Consider the following 22329-nt stretch of genomic DNA (forward strand, 5'->3'; position numbering starts at 1 on the left):
AGGATGAATGTGAATCTATCAGTGATATTTGGTGGAGAAAAATATAATTTTAAATCATTAAAAGATGTCATGGCTAAGGCCAATGAAGAAAAATCAGGCGATCAGCTAGCTGGTATTGCAGCTGAAACCGTTCAACAACGTATCGCAGCAAAGGCTGTGCTAAGTGAGCTTTTAGTAAAGGATATCCGAGAAAATCCATTAGTGCCGCAAGAAAATGATGAGGTTTCACGCATTATCGAGGGCGACATAAATGAGCAAATATACGGAGAAATCAAAAACTGGAGTATCGAGCAGCTTCGCGAATATATTTTATCGAATGATACAGGTGATCGTGAATTAAAGCGTTTAAGCAAAGGCATGAATTCTGAAATTATTGCTGCTGTCACTAAGCTTATGTCCAATCTAGACCTGGTTCATGCAGCCAATAAAGTAGAAATACTGTCAACTTGTAATATTACCATCGGACAAAAGGGCACCCTTTCATCTCGATTACAGCCCAACCATCCAACAGACAATATAGACGGCATTATTGCCTCCCTAAAAGAAGGTTTGTCCTATGGTATTGGGGATGCTGTTATCGGCATAAATCCAGTGGATGATTCTGTTGAAAGTGTTAAAAAAGTATTAACTGCTACAAAAGAATTCATCAATGATTGGTCGATTCCTACGCAAAACTGTGTGTTGGCACATATCACAACACAAATGAAGGCCATTAAGCAAGGCGCTCCAGCAGATATGATTTTCCAAAGTATTGCTGGAACAGAAATAGCTAACCGTTCCTTCGGTATTTCAGCTGACTTAATTAGGGAAGCAGAGGAGCTTGTGAAGAAGCAGGGCACTGGTACTGGTCCGAATTTATTTTACTTTGAAACAGGACAAGGCTCGGAGCTTTCAGCAGAGGCACATATGGGAATTGATCAAGTAACCCTTGAATCACGTAACTATGGTTTTGCAAGACATTTTAATCCTTATATCGTTAATACGGTTGTTGGCTTTATTGGACCTGAGTATTTATACAATAACAAACAGGTTATACGTGCTGGTTTAGAAGACCACTTTATGGGCAAGATGCATGGCATTCCAATGGGAGTTGATATTTGTTACACAAACCATATCAAGGCAGATCAAAATGATATTGAGGATTTAAGTGTTTTACTCACAGCGGCTGGTGTCAACTTCATTATTGCTGCACCTATGGGCGATGATGTCATGCTGAACTATCAGTCAATGAGCTTCCATGATGTTGCTACATTACTTCAAACATTTGGTAAAAAACCAGCGCCTGAATTTTTAGCATGGCTTGAGAAAATGGGCATTTATGAAAATGGTCGTCTTTCAGCAAGAGCTGGCGATTTATCTTTATTTGAAAGGTAGGTGAGTCCATTGAATGAACAATTAGTATCAATGATTACACAGCTTGTGGTAGAAAAGCTGGGGAATAATGTGTCAGATAATTCAACAAATCAAACAACTGTAGATGCTGAGGAACCAAAGGAAACACTTATAAAATTTTATGATACAGTAACAAGTCAACAAGAGGAAGTCCCAAGTCTAATCCAAACAAATGAACCATTAATTAAGCTTTATCATCAGGAATCGTTCCAGTCAGAGGGTTCGCAAGGCCAGGCAAATTACTTTGACCCTCCCTATAACGGAGGAGCTATTCAACCCTTTAGCTTTGAAGCTGATGAAGTGTCTGAAAGTGTACAAGCAGCTAAACAGCATACCCCTGCAAGAATAGGTGTTGGCAGAGCTGGAACAAGACCTAAAACAAAAACATGGTTAAAATTTCGACTCGATCATGCAGCAGCAGTTGATGCAGTATATGGTGAAGTGACAGAAGAGCTGTTACAAAAGCTGAATGTCTTTCAAGTGACAACGAAGGTAACAGATAAGGAAGAATACATTACAAGACCAGATTTAGGTCGCCGTTTATCAGAGGAAGGAAAAGCATTGATTCAATCCAAATGCAAACTAAATCCAAAGGTTCAAATTATTATTTCAAATGGGTTAAGTGCTAGTGCGATTGAAGAAAATGTACAAGATGTCTATTTAGCGCTACAGCAAAGTCTTAGCAATTTAAATATTGAAATTGGTACGACATTCTATATTGATAAAGGGCGCGTAGCACTAATGGATGAGATTGGTGAGATTTTACAGCCAGAGGTCATCGTTTATTTAATCGGTGAGCGTCCAGGACTTGTATCAGCTGAATCCATGAGTGCTTACTTATGCTATAAGCCGAGAATTGGCACAGTGGAGGCTGAGCGAATGGTGATTTCAAACATTCACAAAGGTGGAATTCCACCATTAGAGGCTGGAGCGTATCTAGGTACAGTCGTACAAAAAATCCTGCAATACCAGGCAAGTGGCGTAGATCTTGTCGCTAAAGAAGGTTAGGGGGCCAAAAGATGACACCTCAAAAAATAATGGCACAAATTTTGGCGATGCAAACCATTCCAAGAGTGAATAGTGAATTAGCAGAGCAGCTAGATTTAAAGCCTTATCACCATAGCATTGGGCTTGTCACATTGACAATTGATGATGTTGGGTATGTTGCCATTGATGAAGCAACGAAAAAGGCAGATGTCGATGTTGTCTATGCGAAAAGTTTCTATGCGGGAGCAGCTCATGCATCTGGCCCATTGTCAGGGGAAATGATTGGCATCATTGCTGGAAGCTCGCCTGACGAGATTCGTAGCGGTCTTGATGCTATTCAACAAAAAATTGAGTTTGATACGTATTTCGAGGCGATTAATAACAATGAAAATCACGCCCTATTTGCCCATACAGTGGCAAGCTGTGGGACATATCTTGCCGAGTTGGCGGATGTAAATGTTGGCACACCACTTGCCTATTTAATCGCACCGCCACTAGAGGCAGTAGTTGGATTAGATGCAGCATTAAAGGCGGCAGATGTAGAGTTAAAGGTTTTCTTTGGCCCTCCGTCTGAAACCAATTTTGGTGGCGGCTTATTAAGTGGTAGTCAATCATCTTGTGAGGCTGCGGCAAATGCTTTCAGAGAAGCTATTGAAAATATAGCTAGAAATCCAGTGATTTAGAAAGGAGGCGGCTTTATGGCCACGTTAGACAAAGATTTATTAGCAATTCAAGAAATGAGAGATGCCGTTAAACATGCTAATACAGCACAGGCTGCCTACATGCAATTTTCACAGCAGCAAGTAGACAGCATTGTGAAGGCTGTTGCAGATGCTGCCTTTAAGGAAGCAGACCGTTTAGCAAAAATGGCTGTGCAGGAAACAGGGATGGGTATCCCTAATCATAAAAAAATGAAAAATGAAGTAGCTTCACGAGATGTCTATGAAGATATTAAAGAATTAAAAACGGTTGGTATTGTAGGCTATGATCGGATTAAAAAAGTGGCAGAGATTGCGAGTCCTTTTGGGGTCATCGCAGGTATTGTGCCAACAACGAATCCAACATCTACAGCCATCTTTAAAACGCTAATCTCATTGAAAACAAGAAATGGTTTAGTGCTTAGTCCACATCCATATGCCGTGAAATGTACAAAAGAGGCGTTAGATGTTTGCCGAGTAGCTGCTGAGAAGGCAGGTGCACCAGAAGGATTGTTGCAATGCTTAACAATGTCTTCAATGGAGGCTACCCAGCAACTAATAAAGCATCCAGATATTCACTTAATTCTAGCGACTGGTGGCGGAGCATTAGTGAAAGCTGCCTATAGTTCAGGAAAACCTGCTTATGGCGTAGGACCAGGAAATGTTCCAGCGTATATCGAAAAATCTGCAAACATTCAAAAATCTGTGCGTCAACTTGTGCAAAGTAAATCATTTGATAATGGTACGATTTGTGCAACAGAGCAGGCCATTATTGTGGATAGGGTGATTGCTGAACAAGTACAGACAGAATTAAAGAAAAACGGTGCCTATCTATTAAATGCTGAAGAAAAAGCTAAAATGGAAAAATTGATTTCACCTGTTCCTGGAAAGGTAAATCCACAAATCGTCGGTAAATCAGCTACTTGCTTAGCGGATTCAGTTGGCATCACTGTACCAGAAGATACAAAAGTACTTGTTGGATTGGAAACGATGATTGGTAAAAATATTCCGTTTTCGCTTGAAAAACTATCACCAATCTTTGCTCTCTATATAGTAGAAAACAGTACAGAAGCGAAGCAAGTCATGATTGACCTATTAAATATTGGTGGACGTGGACATTCATGCTCGATTCACACTGAAAATACAGCATTAGCTGAACAATTCTCTGTTGAATTACCTGTCTCACGTATTGTAGTCAATACATTATCATCGATTGGCGCAGTAGGTGGCACAACAGGATTAGCACCATCATTTACATTAGGTTGTGGTACATTTGGCGGAAATATTACGTCGGATAACATTACAGCAAGACATCTTTTAAATATCAAACGTATGGCTTATGGCATTAAAGATGTAGAAGTGCCAAAACCAGAGTTTGAAGTACAATCCTTTGTTGAGTCAGTTGTATCACAAGAGCCTGCTCTCGATACAACAATGGTTCAACAAATCGTTGATCAGGTATTAAAACAAATCACATTACAAAATAAATAATTTGGAGGAATGACAAATGAGTACAGCATTAGGAATGGTAGAAACAAAAGGTTTAGTAGGAGCAATCGAAGCAGCAGACGCAATGGTAAAGGCGGCAAGCGTTAACTTAGTAGGAAAAGTACATGTTGGTGGCGGTATCGTAACAGTTCTAGTACGAGGAGATGTAGGTGCGGTAAAAGCAGCAACAGATGCAGGTGCAGCAGCAGCCCAACGTGTAGGAGAGCTATTATCAGTACATGTAATCCCACGTCCGCACCACGAATTAGAAATGATTTTACCAAAAGCTGAAGCTTAATTTTATCTTCATCCAGCAATTTGTTACTGTGCGAAAGCACGCCAAGGTGAAATTGATCAGGATGAGAGCTGATTAAAACAAAGGACAGCTCTCGTCCTGTAATGTTACGAAACAATAACTAGATATAGAGGTGGCTAATGTGACAACAGCGACAAAAACATTTCCAGTGGCCGTTTCGGCTCGTCATATCCATCTAAGTGAAGCGGATTTACAAGTGCTTTTTGGTCCAAATGCAACACTGACAAAGGAATTTGACCTATCACAGCCAGGGCAATTTGCTGCGAAAGAGCGTGTCTCGATTGAGGGACCTAAAGGCATTATTCATAATGTCCGTGTACTGGGTCCAGTAAGACCAGCAACACAATTGGAAGTAAGCCGAACAGATGCAATGAAGCTAGGTGTAACACCTCCTTTAAGACAATCAGGTGATATTGACAACTCTGCAGGCATCAAAATAATTCACCAAGATAAAGAGTTAGTTATTCAACAAGGTGTTATCATTGCTCAAGCACATATTCATATGACTGAAGAAGATGCTAAAGCATTGGAAGTACAAAATAATGAATTAGTTTCTGTGGAAGTAGTCAGTGATCGACCTGTTACATTCCGTGGTGTTGTCGTACGCGTTTCAAATGACTTTAGTCTTGAAATGCATATTGATACAGACGAAGCAAATGCTGGTTTTATTGAACAGCAGGCACAGGGAAAATTAGTAAAAGTATTATCGTAAGGAGGAGGCAGGATGCAAGAAAATTTAGTGCAAAAAATTGTGGAAGAAGTTCTGCAACAAGTTTTAAAAAATCAATCTTCCCCTCCACATGACGGTAAAATTCCGATTGGTGTATCCGCACGTCATGTTCATCTTGCGCAAGCAGAGGTAGAACAGCTATTTGGTGAAAATTATCAGCTAACACCTAAATTTGAACTTTCACAGCCAGGGCAATTCGCTGCGGAGGAAACAGTCGTGGTTGCTGGTCCAAAAGGATCGATTGAGCGTGTACGTATTCTCGGTCCCGCTCGTTCATTATCTCAAGTGGAAGTGAGCTGGACAGATGCCATGAAATTAGGGCTCAAACCTCCATTAAGAATTTCAGGAGATATACAAGGCTCTAGTCCTGTTACGTTGATTGGTCCAAAGGGAAGTGTTGTGTTAAATGAAGGTCTTATTATTGCACAGGCACATATTCATATGTCCCCTGCGGATAGTGCGAAATTCAATGTAATAGATGGACAGTCTGTACAAATCAAGGTAGAAGGTATTCGCCCAATTATTTTATCGAATGTGGTCATCCGTGTGTCAGAGCGTTATCGATTAGAGATGCACATTGATACAGATGAAGCCAATGCAGGTTTAATTCAACAAGGAACACTTGCTGAAATCGTTTATCATCAAGTGAATGAGCAGCCTAAACCTGTGAAAGAGCAGTCTTCAATTGTACAGAAGGTAGAGCAACCATCCGTCTATCATTATGACAAAAAGCTACTTTCACAAATAGAAGTGTTAGAAATAGATGCGCAAGAAATTGTCGTACCAAAGAAAACCATTGTGACTGCATTGGCTTATGATAAGTTGCGAGAGTTAAATAAAACATTAACAATCCGTTCAGAGTAGGAAGACAATCTGTGTAGCATAAAGAGGGTGAAGTTCATGCAAATGGGAAGAGTGATAGGCAGTGTATGGGCAACACGTAAGGAGGAGGGGCTGAATGGTTTAAAACTTCTAATCATTCAACCGATAGACTCCAATCAACAGCCGATTCGCACAGAAATTGTTGCAGCTGATCGTATAGGAGCGGGTATCGGTGATGATGTGCTCATTACAAGTGGCGGATCATCACGCTATATTATGAAAGAAAATCCGTTACCAATCGATGCAGTTGTCATAGGTATTATTGATTCTACTGAAGTGATGCGAGGTGAGGAAAATGAGTAGCGCAATTGGAATGATTGAAACTAAAGGATTAGTTGGTTCTTATGAAGCGGCCGATGCGATGATAAAGGCTTCTGATGTCACTATTGTAAAGCAAGAATTTGTAGATGGTGGGATTGTTACAGTTGTCGTGAAGGGCGATGTTGGCTCTGTACAGGCAGCAGTTGAGGCTGGAAAAGAGGCAGCCAGACGCGTTGGAGAATTATTAGGTGCTCATGTTATTCCGAGACCTGATGAAGATGTTTTTCAAATGATTAAAGGACCAGAGGCACCGAAGAAAAAGCCGGCTTCTACACCTACAACACGTGCTAAAAAAACAACCGAAGCCACACATGCGACAGATAATCGAGGTGAAGCATAATGGCATTTCGTAAAAGTAAAATAGCTGTTATTGGAGCTGGTCATACTGGCGCAACATTAAGTCTATTTTTAGCACAAAAAGAGCTAGGTGATGTGATCCTGCTTGATATTCCAGATGCAGAAAATCCAACAAAGGGAAAGGCGTTGGATTTATTACAAACAGGTCCCATTGAAAAATTTAATGTGTCCATTAAAGGGACAAGCAATTACGAGGATATTGCCGGTGCTGATATTGTCATAATTACAGCAGGTATCCCTCGTAAACCAGGCATGAGTCGTGATGATTTAGTCACAACGAATGCAAAAATTATTCAACAAGTATCAAGACAAATTAAGCACTTTGCACCTAACAGTATCGTCCTTGTATTGAGTAACCCTGTTGATGCGATGACATATGTCTGTTATAAAGAAACAGGCTTCCCCAAAAATCGAATCATCGGTCAGTCAGGTGTATTAGATACAGCACGTTTTAACACTTTTATCGCGCAAGAGCTTCAAATTGCCCCAGAGGATGTTTCAGGCTTCGTATTAGGTGGCCATGGAGATGAAATGGTGCCATTGATTCGCTATTCCTATGCTGGTGGTATTCCATTAGAAAAACTAATTCCACAAGCCAGACTCCAGCAAATCGTGGAACGCACACGAAAAGGCGGCGGAGAAATCGTTGGGTTGCTAGGAAATGGTAGTGCTTATTACGCACCAGCTGCTGCATGTGCACAGATGGTCGAAATTATTATGAAGGATCAACGTAAAATTATTCCGTCAATTGCTCTATTAGAAGGAGAATACGGGTACCACGATTTATTTTTAGGGGTACCGACAATATTAGGTGGCAATGGCATTGAATCTGTCATTGAACTACACCTGACAAATGAAGAAAAAACGGCACTCCATCAATCAGCAGAGGCCGTACAACAGGTATTAACCATCTGTCAAAACATTTAATTAGGGAGGTCAGAGACCCTATTTAATGCTACCTTATGGATATATAGATCCCCAATATATATCGATATAAATTTTTATCTTGATTCAGCAGAATACTCTCACCTCTATAGGTGGCGAGATGGATGCAATTTTTTTCCTATTCAATGGGCGCGTACAAACACTCACTGAATCAAGATAATGCCCCTGGCGGATGTCGCGGATTTTGAAGAGGAGCTTTTCGAGCGAGCTCGAAAAAATCCAGACGCAATTAATGCTGGGGCGTAATTGATGCTAAAATGTTTGATTGGAAACCGAACATTACACTTGAAAGCTAGTAAAAATTCCCCGAATTTATATAGAATAGGAAGCTCTCTTTAAATGAAGAGAGCTTCTTTTGTTTTGGATAGAATAGTTAAAGTGGTGGATAGAAAAAGAAAACTGACGGATAGAATCATAAAAGTGATGGATAGAACGATTGCTATACTCATAAATCCTGATTGACTTTGCCCTAAGGGGAAGGTGTATAAATGAATGGAGTGAGGTGATGTTGTGTTATCAATTGGGGAATTTTCGAAAATATGTGGTGTTTCTACAAAAACCCTTCGATATTACGATGAGATTGGGTTGATTAAACCTGATGGGATCAACACTGAAAATGGGTATCGATATTATTCGATTAAGCAATTAAAAAGAATGCTTTTTATCAACCGATTAAAATCCTATCATTTTTCGCTAGAAGAAATTAAAACAATTTTGGAGTTAGAGGAGGATCAGTCCGAAGAAAAGCTTTGTATTACTCTTCATCGCAAAAGGAATGAAATACAGGAAAAACTAAAGGCGTTTGAATATCTTTTACAGCAACTAAATCATGATATTTCAGACTTAGAAAAGGGCGTACCAATCATGTCATATCTTGATGATATTGAAGTACAGCTTGTAGAAACAAAGCCGATGAATATTTTATTTAAGCGACTAATGATGAGAAGTGATGATTATGCGATTGGATATGGCAGGTATTTTAATGAGCTATATGAAAAGATTGCGACGAAAAAACTTACATTACTTGGTAAGCCAATGACGATTTATCATAGTCCTGACTATAATCCTGCTGGCAATGATACAGAGTTTGCTATTCCAATTAAAGAGGTTGTAAATGGGTCGAGAGATTTACCGGGTAGACTTTGTGCCAAATCAATCATAAAGGGAGCTTATCCAGAATTAACTTCTGTATATGCTAATTTGATGAAGTGGATAGATCATGAGGGCTATGAATTAATACAGCCACCATATGAAGTATATCTAACAGACCCAAATCAAACAAAGAGCCCTGAGAATTATGTGACAGAGGTGTATTTTCCCATAAAGAAAAAATAATTGGAGGTCATTATGCGAAAAACCATTAATTGGCAAGGGATTGAGCCGGAAATCGTCAGAGTGAACAGTGATAAGCTTTCAAAGCTTGAATCAATTATAAAAAATGACTATAGCAATATAAATGGTCTTGTGATTGTTAGAGATGGCTATTTAGCCTATGAAAAATATTTTAATGATAAAGGACCAGATGATATGCAGCATGTAGCATCTGTTACAAAAAGCATCATATCTGCTCTTATCGGTATTGCAATTGAGGCAGGATATATTCAAAGCACTGAACAGAAGGTGCTGGATTTTTTTCCTGAATATAATGCTGTAGATTCGTACAAACAACATATTACGATTCGCCATCTTCTTACAATGACAGTACCCTATCCCTTTGAGGACTGGCATGAGCCACTTGATGTTCTATGCCAACAACAGGATTGGGTAACGTATATCCTTGATAGTATGGGGAATGAGGGAGATTTAGGTACTTTTAAATATTCTACTGCTGGAGCCCATTTACTTTCTGCTATTATAACGCGAAGCACAGGCAAAAGTGCTCGAGCTTTTGCAAATGAGCATTTGTTTAAACCACTTGGTATGAAAGAAATACCTGATTTTCAAATGGGGGCCTATGAGTTTGATGATTTATTCGGAAAAAACGTGAAAGGATGGGTGCATGATCCAAACGGTATTTCTACAGGAGGGTGGGGGTTAACCCTTACAACACGTGATATGGCACGTTTCGGTTATCTTTATATAAACAATGGCACATGGGGGAATAACAGCATTCTTTCGAAGAATTGGATAACAGATTCAACGAAGAGGAACCCAAACAATTATGGCTTTTTATGGTGGCTAAGAGAAGATGCTGACCTCTTTACTTATTCCGCAATAGGGGATGGAGGAAATATAATTTGTTGTATACCTCAGCTGAATATGGTGGTTGCCATTGCATCAGAATTTATGTTGCAGCCAAAGGATAGATGGATCTTTATTAAAGAACATATACTTCCTATGATACATGACTAAATGGTTCACATTCCATTAAGGTCCTTTCCGAAAAACGGATTGGGCTTTGTTTCTTATACTTCCACAAAGTCCATAATATACAAAATTTTCGAAAATATGATAAACTAATAGCGTGAAAAAGGAGGATGATAGCATGACTGTACAACAATTTACAGACTATGTGAAGAAAATGAAGCATTATGAGGAAGCACTGAATGTGATTTATTGGGACATGCGTACAGGTGCGCCAAAAAAAGGATTAGCACAACGCTCAGAGGTAGTTGGAACATTATCAGCCTCCTTATTTGATATGGAAACTAGTGAAGAATTAGGAGACTTATTGAATACACTAGAGTCAAAAAAGGCTGATCTTGATTTCGTAACCCTACGTTTAGTAGAGGAAGTGCGTAAAAAATACGATCAAAATAAGAAAATACCACCAAATGAATATAAGGAATACGTTATTCTTCAATCTAAAGCAGAAACAGCTTGGGAAGAAGCTAAGGCAACTGATAATTTCGCATTATTTCTACCTTATTTAGAACAAATCATAAGCTGGCAGAAGAAATTTATTGGCTATTGGGGTATAAAAAATGGCTCCCCATATAATACCCTGCTAGATTTATATGAACCAGATATGACGACAGATGTGTTAGATCATGTCTTTGGTGAATTACGTCAAACAATTATGTCACTTGTACAAAAAATCGCAGCTTCACCCAATAAACCAGAGACAAGCGTATTATTTAAGCACTTTCCTCGTGAGTCACAACGTGCATTATCACTAGAAATGCTAGCACAGCTTGGCTATGATTTTGATGCAGGACGTTTAGATGAAAGTGTACATCCATTTATGATTGGCTTAAATCATGGTGATAATCGAATTACCACAAAATATGATGAAAACGATTTCCGCTCAGCGATTTTCGGTACGATTCATGAGTGTGGTCATGCGATGTATGAGCAAAATATTGATGAAAAGCTGGATGGTTTGCCGTTAGCAACCGGTACATCAATGGGAATTCATGAATCCCAATCATTATTTTATGAAAACTTTGTCGGTAGAAATGAAAAGTTCTGGGAGCATAACTACGAAAGATTACAGCACTTTTCAGCAGCACAGTTTGGGGAGGTAGCATTGGCTGATTTCCTACGTGCCATTAATATGGTGGAGCCATCCTTTATTCGTATTGAAGCGGATGAACTGACATATCCATTACATATTATGATTCGCTATGAAATCGAACGTGATTTATTTAATGGCAATTTGCAGGCAAAGGATCTCCCGCAAGTATGGAATGATAAGTACGAGGAGTATTTAGGTATCCGACCTGAGACAGATGCACAAGGGGTATTACAAGATATGCATTGGTCTGGAGGCATGTTTGGCTATTTCCCATCCTATGCCTTAGGAATGATTTATGCTGCACAATGGAAGCATGCCATGGATAAAGATATTCCAAACTTTGATGAGCTGCTGGAAAAGGGGGAGCTCCTTCCAATTCGAGAATGGCTAACAGATAAGGTCCATCAATATGGTGCTTTGAAAAAGCCGTTTGAATTACTGCAAGAGGCGACAGGAGAGACCTTAAATGCCAACTATTTAGCAAACTATCTACAAGACAAGTACACAACATTATATAAACTTTAAAGAAAAAGCGATTTCTCGAATACAGAGAAATCGCTTTTTTCTTACCATAACTGATAGCCTTTTGAGCCTGGTGGTGAATTTGAAATAATATCGATAATTGGAACTGTGTAAGCAAATAAAATTAATGCGACTAAAATAACAACCCATACTTTAAAATTCTCTAAAATAGCTGGTGTTGGGCCACTTTGTTCATGTACGTCACCGACTGGGAATTCTTCCTCACCCTTAGGTGCAAACCAAGCTAATTTAACAACGATATAAATAATCACTAAGATTGCGATAAAGAGAATAGTTCCGCCCACTGCCTGCGCAATTTGATATGGAATCCAATCATAGGCTTGCTGAGCGCCACCATATTCTGAGTAATCTGAGCGACGAGGTGCCCCAATTAAACCTGCAATATGCATTGCTCCAGACATAATTGTCATACCAACAGCCCATAAAATTCCTGCAAAATTACTGAGGTTGTTTAATGATTTTGTGAGTGTACGACCTGTTAAATGCGGTATTAACCAAAAGGCAGCACTAAAATAAGTTAAAACAACGGCTGTTGCAATCGTTAAATGGAAATGTCCCGTCACCCAAATTGTATTATGAATTAATTGGTTCATTTGGTAGGATGCATTTACAATACCACCTGCACCACCAGGAATAAATGACACCATACCGATAAATGGTACAAAGAAGCGAGCATCCTTCCATGGTAATTTTTTAAACCAACCGAAAAGCCCTTTACCACCTAATTCACGGCCACGTAATTCGAACATGGCAAACATAGAGAAGGCTGTCATTAAGGATGGTACGATTACTGCAAATGTTAAAACCACCTGAATAAACTTCCATGTTCCATCAATCCCTGGCTCTGTTAATTGGTGATGAATCCCAACTGGGACAGAGAAGATTAAAAATAACATAAATGAAAGTCGTGCTAATGAATCTGAGAAAATTTTCCCTCCAATAACTTTTGGGATTATGACATACCAAATCATATAAGCTGGTAATAACCAGAAGTATACAAGTGCATGACCAAAGTACCAGAATAATGTACGTGATAATGCTACATCAACACGTTCGATAAAACCTAAGGACCATGGAAGTAGCTGGAATAGAACAGAAACAGCAACACCTAATGTTGCCACAAACCACATTAAATTATTTACAACAACCATAAATGATAATAATGGGCTACGTTGTCCGCTTCCTTTGTTCTCTTTCCGCCATTGTACATATCGTAAAATTTGACCTGCGCCGCCAACCCAAGAACCAACCACGACTAATGTCAGGCCTAAATAGAAAATCCAATGAGCTTTTAGTGGAGCATAAAATGTATATAAAACAGTTGCTTTGTTCAGTAAAACCATTGCAGCAGCAGCGGCTGTGCCAATGGTCATTAACCAAAATCCGATCCAGCCTAGGCGTCGTTGACTAGCTGAAAATGTCCCTGAAGTACGGCTAACACTAGCAATCTGGAAACCATAAATAAAGAATGTTGTTAAAATAAGACCGAGTAATACTCCATGTACAGTTAAAATTTGATAATAGCCTATGCCCGCTGGCAATGTAAATTGACCAGAGCGTACGAAAACCTGTAATAATCCTGCAAGACCACCTAATAATAATGCGATAAAAGCCACGTAAATATGTGCCATTGCTAGCTTTGCATCACGACGATCCACTTTTGTCAAATTACTGTTGAGACTCGTTTGGGTATGGAGATCAAGTTGTTTATCGCTTATTTGCCGATCCATTGTCAAATTACTGTTGAGACTCATTTGGATCCACCACCTTTAGCATAGAGTGCATCATTGTATGTCCAGTACCACAATACTCATTACATACAATTAAAAACTCGCCTACTTCATTTACTTTTGTTACATATTCAGAAATATAACCAGGCTCAAGCATCATATTAATATTTGTACCTGCAACCTCAAAGCCATGCATCACATCTTCACTTGTTGCGATAAATTTAACTTTTGCTCCAAGTGGAACTTCAATGACAGGAGGGTTGTAATAAAATGCAGAAGCTAAAACAACAACCTCATAATCCCAATCTTTACCTTCCACTTTATGAACACCTGGATTATCAAAAGGCGCAAATTCCTTTACCTTCTCATAATCTAGTGTTTTTTTACCGTTGTTCGGATGTGAACCTTGATGGAATGCGCCGATGCCGAGAATAATTAGGAATGCTACTAAAGTAGTGACTCCAAACACAAGCCAATACTTCTCATACTTATGTATGTGCATATGTCTCTGTCCTTTCTTAGTAGATTAAAAACGTCCGATGAACAAATCGAAGCAGTACACCCAAAGCAAGATAATAATGATGCCTACTCCAAATACTGCATAGAGTGACCCTTTCAAATTCTCGTCGGATTTCTTTTTATTTGCCATTTCTGCTCCTCCTCCGCTTTATAGTGATCTTTCTTATTGCCATAATATAAAAATAAATCTTTTTTAGATGTGAAAAAAATCACACAATGGAGGGGATTATGTGAAAAAAGTGTGAAATATAAGCTTAAATAAAAAAGAAGCTATCTCAAAAGTCATTGAGATAGCTTCTGTTGTATAGAGTTTGGCGTTATTTTTATCAAAACTACTTATTTTTCAAGAAATTTTACTAATTAAAATTTTGTGTAAGCCTTTAGATGCAACGAATGCAAAGCGCAGAACGTATTCATAAATGCTCGACACAGTAGCATAGGATATATCATTTGGACCAGTTGAAGATTCTTAAATTCTACGCTTCTTCCTCAATTGTTAATAGAACTGTTAATGCACCAATGCTAGGAATTGTAACAGGGAGTACAAACGCTTTTTCGAACCCGTACAATTTTGTATTGCCAACCATCACAGTTGGAGGTGTAATATCAATTTCTAAGCTTTCTTTTCCTACAGTAGTACATAAATTACCTGCAATCATATTACCAAATTCCCCTGTGAAGGATTCTAACATTTCTCCCTCAAGCGGCATTCCGAACATCGTATTACCGATGCCACTAAATATTTCAGGAGAAGAATCAATAATGACACGGCCCTTTAAATCTCCAATTAAGCCAATTAATACGCCCATTTGCTGCTGTTGGAAAGGTTCTGAAATAATACTTGGCGTTTTCACTTCAATATCCATGGGTAGAATTGATTTTAAAGCATGAATTGTCCCGTTTAAAATAGTTTGAAAGTACTTCGAATTACTCATCATTACCGCATCCTTTTTCCGACTTTTCTACATCTTACCATGTTAAAAGGGTAAGATGAAAGTATGTCTTGACGAATTAAAGGGAAATTTATATTATATTAATGAGAATGATTTTCAAATTCAATCAATTAGTGCTTTTTTCATTTCAAAACGTTGTTTTTAATTCAAAATTTTTATTTAAAAGGAGCGGTCAGCAATGACTTTCGTATTTATTGGAGCTGCAGTGGTAATCTATGTTGGAGTAGGAAAATACGTCATGAAACAGGCGACTGCACATTTAAAATAATAAAAACGCTAGATGTTTAGCTCATTTTTAAAAAGAGTATGATCTCAATGTAGTTTGTTGAGTCATACTCTTTTTTTATGGAAAAAATTTATTAATCCTTTCTTTTAAACAGTTATTAATTTATCTGTACCAAAAGTAAAATTCAGTTAAAATACGCCCGCCTCAACATTCAACCAAAAAAGAAATTAGGTAGAAGATGAACCAATGACTAGCAGGAAAGAAAACGAACCTGATTAAGATTTTCACAAAAAAATTACAAATGAGAGAAGATTATTTTGTTTTGATAGAATAATTTAACTAAAACAAATATTTATTTTTTTCTGAAATCTATTGAAATTATGAAAATTTTTCTGTAACATTTTAAAAAATGAAATCGCTTTTCATATTTTGGAACGGGGGTCAAAAATGGGCGTAAATATTTTGGAAGTAAAAGATTTGAAAATTGGTTTTAAACAAGATAAAAAGGAAATTACCATTGTCAACGGCATATCATTACAACTTGAAAAAGGTAAAACTTTAGGAATTGTTGGTGAATCAGGTTGCGGCAAAAGTATGACATCACTATCACTAATGGGATTGTTACCTCCTGGTGTCGATTGGCAAAATGGAGATATATACATAGATCAAGCTCAAATAAACAAAAAATCAAAAAAAGATTGGCGAAAAATACGTGGAAAAAAAATTTCAATGATTTTTCAGGAGCCGATGAGTTCATTGAATCCAGTTTACAAAGTGGGTTCACAAATAGTTGAAATGATTCTCAGCCATGAAAATATTTCTAAAAAAGAAGCACATGAACGTGCTATTGACATGCTTCGACTTGTTGGAATTCCTCGTCCAGAGAGAGTAGTTAATGAATATCCTCATCAATTATCAGGAGGGATGCGTCAGCGAGTTATGATTGCCATGGCATTGGCTTGTGGACCAGAAATATTAATTGCTGATGAACCTACTACCGCATTGGATGTGACTATACAGGCTCAAATTCTGGAGTTGATGAAAGATCTTCAAGAGAAACTCCAAATGTCTATTATTTTAATTACCCATGATCTTGGGGTCGTAGCTGAGGTTTGCGAACGAGTGATTGTTATGTATGCTGGAGAAGTTGTTGAAGAGGCAACAGTTCTGAATTTGTTTAATCATCCACTTCATCCTTACACGAAGGGTCTCTTAAACTCATTACCAGATATTGAGGTAGAACAAGAATACCTACCATCAATCGATGGAGTAGTACCAGCACCAGCGGATATGCCCTCGGGTTGTAGATTTTTCGATCGATGCGAGTTTGCAACGGATAAATGCAGAAATAAACCGAGTTTATTTACAACTAATATTGGCACAAAAGTACAATGCTGGTTATATGAGAAAGAGAATGTTGATTTAGAAGGGGGAATGTAAATGGCCAGTCCATTATTAGAAGTAAAGCACCTAAAGAAATATTTCCCATTAAAAGGATCTAAGGTGGATTATTTAAAAGCGGTAGATGATGTTTCATTCACTGTAAATGAAGGTGAGGTTCTTGGGATAGTTGGTGAATCAGGTTGTGGTAAGTCCACTATGGGAAAAACACTCATTCAGCTATTAACACCAACAGAGGGTGAAATCTTGCTGAATGGGGAAAATATTGCAACCCTTAGTCACAAAAAAGTGCGCCAAAAGCGACGTGATATGCAAATTATTTTCCAAGACCCATTTGCTTCACTTAATCCTCGAATGAAGGTTTTTAAAATTATTGAAGAGCCTTTGGTTAATTTTAAGATTGGTACAAAGGAAGAAAGAAAACAACGTGTTTATGAAGTAGCTGCGCAAGTGGGATTGACACAAAAGCAACTAGAGCGTTATCCTCATGAGTTTTCAGGTGGTCAAAGACAGCGTATTGGGATTGCGAGGGCACTAGTGACAAATCCTAAACTCATTGTAGCAGATGAGCCTGTTTCTGCTCTTGATGTGTCTATTCAATCACAGGTATTGAACATTATGAAAGATTTGAAAAAAGAAATGAATCTTACATATATTTTCATTTCACATGATTTAAGTGTAGTCCATCACTTTTGTGATCGCATTGGGGTGATGTATCTAGGAAAGATAGTGGAAGTAGCGGACAAGCATGAATTATTTAATAATCCAAAACATCCCTATACAAAAGCATTACTATCGGCATTACCAAAATCTCATCCTTCAAAAGAAAAAGAACGAATCATGCTTAGAGGAGATGTTCCGAATCCAGCAAATCCACCTTCTGGTTGTACCTTCCATACAAGGTGCCCAAATTGCATGGAGATATGTAAAGTGACGCCTCCTACTTTAAAAAGTATTAGTGAAAAGCATGACCATAACGTATCCTGTTTACTTTATGAAGAGAAAATGGAGCGAAAATTATGAGTAAAACACTAGAAAAAGGAATTAATATTTTAACATTATTTACTGAAGAAAAACCTTCATGGCGTTTAGATGAACTAGCCAATGTAACAGATATTCCCAAACCTACTTTACATAGATTTTTGAAGACATTTACAGATTTAGGTGTGTTAAAGCGTCCTTATGTTCAAAGTGGTAGTCAATTAGTACTGAGTGATCATTATTTGCTGGGAAATAAATTAATAGAATTGGGAGCCATTGCATCCAACTCTATTGAAATTCGATCGCTTGCTATGCCGTATATGAAAATGTTACAGCAAAAATTTGATTTGGCAGTTCAACTAATAATGATAGATGAAACTGATGGTCTTTACATTGAAAAAATTGAAAGCTTAAAACCCGTTCTTTTATATACACGAGTGGGAAGAAGAGCGCCACTATATGCAGGTGCTTGTTCACGTATCATTTTATCTTTCCAATCAGAGGAAAAAATAAATAATGTGCTACAGAAACCGCGTAAAAAATATGCAAGTGGAACACCTGTTACAGACAAGGAAATCCATGAACATATTGAGTTTGGAAAAACTAATGGGTATGCCTACAGTGTTTCAGAATTAGAGGAAGGGACCGTATCAATAGCAGTACCGATTTTTGGTAGTAATCGAGAAGTAGAATATTCTATCAGTATCGCAGGCATAGAATCACTATTACCTAAAGAGAAAATTGATATTTTTTTAGAGGGATTATGGAGTACAGCGGCTTCAATCTCAGCTGAATTAGGTTATTCAATGCCATATCCTTATGGCTTATAAAAATAACAATACAACAAAGGGGATGTACAGAATGAAGAAACACAAATGGATAACAATGCTACTAGTATGTATGATGCTTTTATTATCAGCATGTAGTGGCGGAGCATCAACAGAAGGTGATAATAAAAAAAGTGGAAAGGCTTCTGGAGAAAATTCAGCAACAGCACGTGGCAATGAATTAGTCGTACGTGTCCCGGGTGACCCGCAAAACTGGGATCCAATCGATACATATTTAATTGCTTGGAGTACGGTTGCAACATCAGTATTTGAAGGTTTAGTAAGCCGTTCACTCGATTTAGAAATTCAACCAGGGTTAGCAGAATCTTGGGAATACGTAGATGATAAAACAATTAAATTTAAATTACGTCAAGGTGTTACTTTCCATGATGGGGAACCTTTTAATGCAGAAGCGGTTAAATTTACATTTGATCGTTTACTAGGTGAAGAGGGTCAAAAAGGACCACAATATTCAAACTATACATCGATTGATCGTGTTGAAATAGATGGTGAATATGAAATAACAATGTATCTTAACACAATTGACCCAGTATTATTAACAAAATTATCTGGTTATGGTGCCGTAATTGTTCCACCAAAATACATTGAAGAGCATGGAGCTGAGAACTTTGATATGAATCCTGTAGGTACAGGCCCATTCAAAATGACAGATTATCAGCGTGATAAACAGGTTGTTGTTGAACGTTATGAGGATTACTGGAATAAAGACGAAATTAAACTGGATAAAGTAACATTCAAGGTTATCCCAGAAACAGCGACAGCCTTAGCAGAATTACAAACCGGAAATATTGATATTATGACACGCTTAGAAGTTTCTCAAGCTGCGACAGCAGAAAGCACAGATTTCGTTACTTTAATGGATGTATCAACGCCTACCGCATACTCTATTCGCTTTGATACAGCAAAAGCACCTGTAGACGATGTTCGTGTTCGTCAAGCCATCAACTATGCCATTGATAAGGAAACAATTGTGAAAGAAATTTTAAGTGGTTATGGTAACTTAATTAGCTCATTCCAAAGTGAACTTTCTTTTGGCTATAACAAAGATTTACAACCATATCCATATGATCCTGAAAAGGCGAAAAAACTTCTTGCTGAAGCAAATATTGCAGAGGGAACGACTTTAGATTTTTATATCCCTGGTACAGACGGAACATTTAAAGAGATTGCGCAAGCTGTAGCCTTCTATTTAGAAGAAGTAGGCTTAAAAGTATCCATTAATAGTGTGGAGAATACAACTTTCCAATCTGAATTAATTCCAAAAGGTGAAGCAGGACAGATGTATAAAAATGGCTGGGGTGGCTGGACTTTAGATTTCGATAATACAGCCTATTTAATGTATCACGAGGGAGAATTCTGGAACCCGTCTTATAAAAACGATAAAGTTGAGAAATTATTATCTGCAGAACGAGCTACTAATGATAGCACAGAACGTTTAAAAATCTTTAAAGAGTTAACAGAAGTATTACATGAAGATGCAACTGAAGTGAACTTATATTCAGATGTGGAAATTTACGGAGTAAATAAGAGAGTGAAAAATTTCCAACCTCCGCATGATGGTCGTTTTAGATTTGAAGGCGTTACTGTCGAGTAAGTACTAACTATGAGATAGTATGCTTGCATACTATCTCTTTTATCTTCATTCAGTATCGAAAGCATAGCGGCAGCTACAATTACGCCAAGGCGAAATTGATTTAAGTAAGGAGGATGGAATTATGCTTTCCTATATATTGAGACGTTTATCGCATACAGTATTGGTGATAATTGCAGTTTCATTAATAATATTTTTCTCGATTCGTTTAACAGGTGATCCCGTAAGTATCATGTTCGGTGCAGGTGAACCATCACAGCAGGCAATTGATGAGTTAACGGCTAAATTAGGCTTGGATAAACCAATTTGGGAACAATATTTTATTTTTTTGAAAGACTTAATAACGCTTGATTTCGGTACGTCTTATCGCTCAAATAGCCCAGTCCTAGATTTGCTGTTGGAACGAGCTTGGCCAACCATTGTACTTGCTTTTGGTGGTATGGCTGTTGCGTTGTTAATCGCTGTTCCAATTGGAATTCTATCGGCTGTATATAAAGGCAAACCCGTTGATATTTTTGGCCGTATTTTTTCATTGCTAGGTATTTCATTCCCCAACTTCTGGTTAGCGTTTATGTTGATTTTAATTTTTGCTGTACAGCTAAAATGGCTTCCTGTATCAGGATTTGATGGGTTTAGTTCATTAATTTTACCATCTATTGCATTAGGTCTTATTTTATCAGGTATATTAGTACGTTTAATTCGTACATCAATGCTAGAGGTACTTAAAATGCAATATGTGACAACTGCAAGAGCTAAGGGAATTAGAGAATGGCTCGTAATCATAAGACATGCATTTAGAAATGCCTTATTACCTACAGTGACATTTGTTGGTTTGCAGTTTGGAGGTCTATTGGGAGGCGCAGTTATTGTAGAGCAAGTATTTTCATGGCCAGGCATTGGCCGTTTGATTGTTGATTCCATTAATCAGCGGGACTATCCGGTTGTACAAGGTGGAGTTATTGTTTTAGCACTATTAATGATCTTGGTCAATTTAATTGTTGATTTATGTTATTCGTTAATTAATCCAAAAATAAGAACGGGAAGAGGTGACTAATTAAATGACACAGGCAATCGAGACAGTGGCAGTGACTACAAAAAAGAAAAGCAAAATAATAAAGGTTTTGAACTTTATCAAAAAAAACCCAACAGGAATAATTGGATTGTTACTAGTACTAGCTTCTGTACTTTGTGCCATTTTTGCACCGTATATTGCTCCATACGATCCTGGTGCAGCAAGTTTAGGGCATCGTCTAGATATGCCCAGGTGGATAGATGACACAGGTAAATCGCAATATCTACTTGGGGGAGATCAAGTAGGTCGAGATTTATTAAGTAGAATTATTTATGGTGCACGTATCTCACTTTTAGTTGGTATTTGTGGGGTTGCAATCTCTTTGGTTCTTGGCACGTTTTTAGGAATTATATCGGGTTATTTCGGCAAATGGATGGATGATTTAATTATGCGATTAGCTGAAGTTCAAATGGGATTACCATTTATCCTATTAGCTATCGTGATTATGAGTGTTTTTGGTACAGGCATTGAGAAAATTATTATTATTCTTGGACTTACATATTGGGTTAGCTTTGCAAGATTAATCCGTGGAGAAATTTTAGCATTAAAAGAGCAAGAATACATTCAAGCTGCCAAAGCTATTGGAGGGACTCATTTTAAAATAATTCTTAAGCATATTTTACCGAATGTTGCATCTTCTATTTTAGTATTAGCGACAATGTGTATCGCAGAGTTCATTTTATTAGAGGCATCTTTAACATTTTTAGGTTTAGGCGTTGAACCTACTGTGCCTTCCTGGGGTGGAATGTTAGCGGATAGTCGAAATTATATGACATCTGCATGGTGGATTTCGGTATTTCCTGGTATTGCGATTATGTTAACAGTATTAGGGTTTAACTTATTAGGAGATTGGCTACGAGACCGCTTAGATCCGAATATGAAAGTTTAGGTG

Annotated in this window: 22 protein-coding genes and 1 pseudogene; 19 read left to right on the plus strand and 4 right to left on the minus strand. The window is 37.9% G+C overall.

Annotated features, from left to right (window positions below):
* Nucleotides 1-3 precede the first annotated feature (3 nt).
* From AC2CGN_RS04720 to AC2CGN_RS04780, 13 genes are all read left to right on the plus strand, one after another.
* The gene (locus tag AC2CGN_RS04720; RefSeq protein WP_283871722.1) at nucleotides 4-1374 is read left to right on the plus strand and encodes an ethanolamine ammonia-lyase subunit EutB; all 1371 of its coding nucleotides are present in this window, start codon (nucleotides 4-6) and stop codon (nucleotides 1372-1374) included.
* A complete protein-coding gene (gene eutC, locus AC2CGN_RS04725; RefSeq protein WP_429981228.1) occupies nucleotides 1375-2400 on the plus strand; it encodes an ethanolamine ammonia-lyase subunit EutC in 1026 nt (341 codons plus the stop codon).
* An 11-nt stretch (nucleotides 2401-2411) separates the two neighbouring features.
* The gene (eutL, locus tag AC2CGN_RS04730; protein WP_286926249.1) at nucleotides 2412-3062 is read left to right on the plus strand and encodes an ethanolamine utilization microcompartment protein EutL; all 651 of its coding nucleotides are present in this window, start codon (nucleotides 2412-2414) and stop codon (nucleotides 3060-3062) included.
* A 15-nt stretch (nucleotides 3063-3077) separates the two neighbouring features.
* Entirely contained in the window at nucleotides 3078-4568 is a 1491-nt protein-coding gene (locus AC2CGN_RS04735; protein ID WP_484512444.1) for an aldehyde dehydrogenase family protein, read from the plus strand.
* A 16-nt stretch (nucleotides 4569-4584) separates the two neighbouring features.
* Complete coding sequence (locus AC2CGN_RS04740) at nucleotides 4585-4863, plus strand: BMC domain-containing protein (protein ID WP_004269321.1); 279 nt, start codon at nucleotides 4585-4587, stop codon at nucleotides 4861-4863.
* A 139-nt stretch (nucleotides 4864-5002) separates the two neighbouring features.
* Nucleotides 5003-5593: a phosphate propanoyltransferase gene (locus AC2CGN_RS04745; protein ID WP_286926251.1), complete on the plus strand. Its 591-nt coding sequence runs from the start codon at nucleotides 5003-5005 to the stop codon at nucleotides 5591-5593.
* A 12-nt stretch (nucleotides 5594-5605) separates the two neighbouring features.
* A complete protein-coding gene (locus AC2CGN_RS04750; protein ID WP_429986962.1) occupies nucleotides 5606-6475 on the plus strand; it encodes a phosphate propanoyltransferase in 870 nt (289 codons plus the stop codon).
* Nucleotides 6476-6511: 36 nt separating this feature from the next.
* Nucleotides 6512-6796: a EutN/CcmL family microcompartment protein gene (locus AC2CGN_RS04755; RefSeq protein WP_053593749.1), complete on the plus strand. Its 285-nt coding sequence runs from the start codon at nucleotides 6512-6514 to the stop codon at nucleotides 6794-6796.
* Nucleotides 6789-7154: a BMC domain-containing protein gene (locus AC2CGN_RS04760; RefSeq protein WP_429981231.1), complete on the plus strand. Its 366-nt coding sequence runs from the start codon at nucleotides 6789-6791 to the stop codon at nucleotides 7152-7154. The genes AC2CGN_RS04755 and AC2CGN_RS04760 overlap by 8 nt, the downstream gene beginning before the upstream one ends.
* Nucleotides 7154-8098, plus strand: a complete 945-nt coding sequence (gene mdh / locus AC2CGN_RS04765; RefSeq protein ID WP_429981232.1) for a malate dehydrogenase — start codon at nucleotides 7154-7156, stop codon at nucleotides 8096-8098. The genes AC2CGN_RS04760 and mdh overlap by 1 nt, the downstream gene beginning before the upstream one ends.
* 528 nt (nucleotides 8099-8626) lie before the next feature.
* Nucleotides 8627-9451, plus strand: a complete 825-nt coding sequence (locus AC2CGN_RS04770; protein WP_429984945.1) for a MerR family transcriptional regulator — start codon at nucleotides 8627-8629, stop codon at nucleotides 9449-9451.
* A gap of 12 nt (nucleotides 9452-9463) precedes the next feature.
* On the plus strand, nucleotides 9464-10468 hold the full coding sequence (locus AC2CGN_RS04775) for a serine hydrolase domain-containing protein (RefSeq protein ID WP_429990533.1): 1005 nt from the start codon (nucleotides 9464-9466) through the stop codon (nucleotides 10466-10468).
* Nucleotides 10469-10601: 133 nt separating this feature from the next.
* Nucleotides 10602-12098 carry a carboxypeptidase M32 gene (locus AC2CGN_RS04780; RefSeq protein WP_484512449.1) on the plus strand — a complete coding sequence of 499 codons (1497 nt, stop codon included), beginning with the start codon at nucleotides 10602-10604 and terminating at the stop codon, nucleotides 12096-12098.
* Nucleotides 12099-12139: 41 nt separating this feature from the next.
* On the opposite strand, the gene AC2CGN_RS04785 is transcribed toward AC2CGN_RS04780, so the two are convergent.
* The 4 genes from AC2CGN_RS04785 to AC2CGN_RS04800 form a co-directional block, all read right to left on the minus strand.
* Entirely contained in the window at nucleotides 12140-13747 is a 1608-nt protein-coding gene (locus AC2CGN_RS04785) for a b(o/a)3-type cytochrome-c oxidase subunit 1 (protein ID WP_429983957.1), read from the minus strand.
* Nucleotides 13748-13853: 106 nt separating this feature from the next.
* Nucleotides 13854-14348 (minus strand): cupredoxin domain-containing protein, encoded by a 495-nt coding sequence (locus AC2CGN_RS04790; protein WP_283871733.1) that lies wholly within the window; start codon nucleotides 14346-14348, stop codon nucleotides 13854-13856.
* A 24-nt stretch (nucleotides 14349-14372) separates the two neighbouring features.
* Complete coding sequence (locus AC2CGN_RS04795) at nucleotides 14373-14495, minus strand: hypothetical protein (protein ID WP_009370491.1); 123 nt, start codon at nucleotides 14493-14495, stop codon at nucleotides 14373-14375.
* Nucleotides 14496-14841: 346 nt separating this feature from the next.
* Nucleotides 14842-15300: a chemotaxis protein CheX gene (locus AC2CGN_RS04800; RefSeq protein ID WP_054770406.1), complete on the minus strand. Its 459-nt coding sequence runs from the start codon at nucleotides 15298-15300 to the stop codon at nucleotides 14842-14844.
* A gap of 691 nt (nucleotides 15301-15991) precedes the next feature.
* On the opposite strand from AC2CGN_RS04800, the pseudogene AC2CGN_RS04805 reads away from it, so the two are divergent.
* The 6 genes and pseudogenes from AC2CGN_RS04805 (at nucleotide 15992) to AC2CGN_RS04830 (ending at nucleotide 22326) form a co-directional block, all read left to right on the plus strand.
* Nucleotides 15992-17046, plus strand: a pseudogene (locus AC2CGN_RS04805) (ABC transporter ATP-binding protein).
* The gene (locus AC2CGN_RS04810; protein WP_429981237.1) at nucleotides 16985-17968 is read left to right on the plus strand and encodes an ABC transporter ATP-binding protein; all 984 of its coding nucleotides are present in this window, start codon (nucleotides 16985-16987) and stop codon (nucleotides 17966-17968) included. Before AC2CGN_RS04805 ends, AC2CGN_RS04810 begins: the two are co-directional and overlap by 62 nt.
* Nucleotides 17965-18756 carry an IclR family transcriptional regulator gene (locus AC2CGN_RS04815; protein ID WP_429981238.1) on the plus strand — a complete coding sequence of 264 codons (792 nt, stop codon included), beginning with the start codon at nucleotides 17965-17967 and terminating at the stop codon, nucleotides 18754-18756. Before AC2CGN_RS04810 ends, AC2CGN_RS04815 begins: the two co-directional genes overlap by 4 nt.
* Nucleotides 18757-18787: 31 nt before the next feature.
* Entirely contained in the window at nucleotides 18788-20368 is a 1581-nt protein-coding gene (locus tag AC2CGN_RS04820) for an ABC transporter substrate-binding protein (RefSeq protein ID WP_429981239.1), read from the plus strand.
* Nucleotides 20369-20489: 121 nt separating this feature from the next.
* On the plus strand, nucleotides 20490-21419 hold the full coding sequence (nikB, locus tag AC2CGN_RS04825; RefSeq protein WP_429986967.1) for a nickel ABC transporter permease: 930 nt from the start codon (nucleotides 20490-20492) through the stop codon (nucleotides 21417-21419).
* Nucleotides 21420-21423: 4 nt separating this feature from the next.
* Nucleotides 21424-22326: an ABC transporter permease gene (locus tag AC2CGN_RS04830; RefSeq protein WP_286926265.1), complete on the plus strand. Its 903-nt coding sequence runs from the start codon at nucleotides 21424-21426 to the stop codon at nucleotides 22324-22326.
* Nucleotides 22327-22329: the final 3 nt, after the last annotated feature.

The organism is Lysinibacillus sp. DFXJR4, assembly GCF_057196045.1.

Excerpts from the sequence above, each read along its gene's own strand:
- AC2CGN_RS04780 (WP_484512449.1), top strand. The coding sequence starts at position 10,602 with ATGACTGTACAACAATTTACAGACTATGTGAAGAAAATGAAGCATTAT.
- AC2CGN_RS04720 (WP_283871722.1), top strand. The coding sequence starts at position 4 with ATGAATGTGAATCTATCAGTGATATTTGGTGGAGAAAAATATAATTTT.
- AC2CGN_RS04750 (WP_429986962.1), top strand. The coding sequence starts at position 5,606 with ATGCAAGAAAATTTAGTGCAAAAAATTGTGGAAGAAGTTCTGCAACAA.
- AC2CGN_RS04795 (WP_009370491.1), bottom strand. The coding sequence starts at position 14,495 with ATGGCAAATAAAAAGAAATCCGACGAGAATTTGAAAGGGTCACTCTAT.
- AC2CGN_RS04820 (WP_429981239.1), top strand. The coding sequence starts at position 18,788 with ATGAAGAAACACAAATGGATAACAATGCTACTAGTATGTATGATGCTT.
- AC2CGN_RS04790 (WP_283871733.1), bottom strand. The coding sequence starts at position 14,348 with ATGCACATACATAAGTATGAGAAGTATTGGCTTGTGTTTGGAGTCACT.
- nikB (WP_429986967.1), top strand. The coding sequence starts at position 20,490 with ATGCTTTCCTATATATTGAGACGTTTATCGCATACAGTATTGGTGATA.
- AC2CGN_RS04740 (WP_004269321.1), top strand. The coding sequence starts at position 4,585 with ATGAGTACAGCATTAGGAATGGTAGAAACAAAAGGTTTAGTAGGAGCA.
- AC2CGN_RS04785 (WP_429983957.1), bottom strand. The coding sequence starts at position 13,747 with ATGGCACATATTTACGTGGCTTTTATCGCATTATTATTAGGTGGTCTT.
- AC2CGN_RS04760 (WP_429981231.1), top strand. The coding sequence starts at position 6,789 with ATGAGTAGCGCAATTGGAATGATTGAAACTAAAGGATTAGTTGGTTCT.
- AC2CGN_RS04775 (WP_429990533.1), top strand. The coding sequence starts at position 9,464 with ATGCGAAAAACCATTAATTGGCAAGGGATTGAGCCGGAAATCGTCAGA.
- AC2CGN_RS04830 (WP_286926265.1), top strand. The coding sequence starts at position 21,424 with ATGACACAGGCAATCGAGACAGTGGCAGTGACTACAAAAAAGAAAAGC.
- AC2CGN_RS04735 (WP_484512444.1), top strand. The coding sequence starts at position 3,078 with ATGGCCACGTTAGACAAAGATTTATTAGCAATTCAAGAAATGAGAGAT.
- AC2CGN_RS04755 (WP_053593749.1), top strand. The coding sequence starts at position 6,512 with ATGCAAATGGGAAGAGTGATAGGCAGTGTATGGGCAACACGTAAGGAG.
- mdh (WP_429981232.1), top strand. The coding sequence starts at position 7,154 with ATGGCATTTCGTAAAAGTAAAATAGCTGTTATTGGAGCTGGTCATACT.
- AC2CGN_RS04815 (WP_429981238.1), top strand. The coding sequence starts at position 17,965 with ATGAGTAAAACACTAGAAAAAGGAATTAATATTTTAACATTATTTACT.
- AC2CGN_RS04810 (WP_429981237.1), top strand. The coding sequence starts at position 16,985 with ATGGCCAGTCCATTATTAGAAGTAAAGCACCTAAAGAAATATTTCCCA.
- eutL (WP_286926249.1), top strand. The coding sequence starts at position 2,412 with ATGACACCTCAAAAAATAATGGCACAAATTTTGGCGATGCAAACCATT.
- AC2CGN_RS04800 (WP_054770406.1), bottom strand. The coding sequence starts at position 15,300 with ATGAGTAATTCGAAGTACTTTCAAACTATTTTAAACGGGACAATTCAT.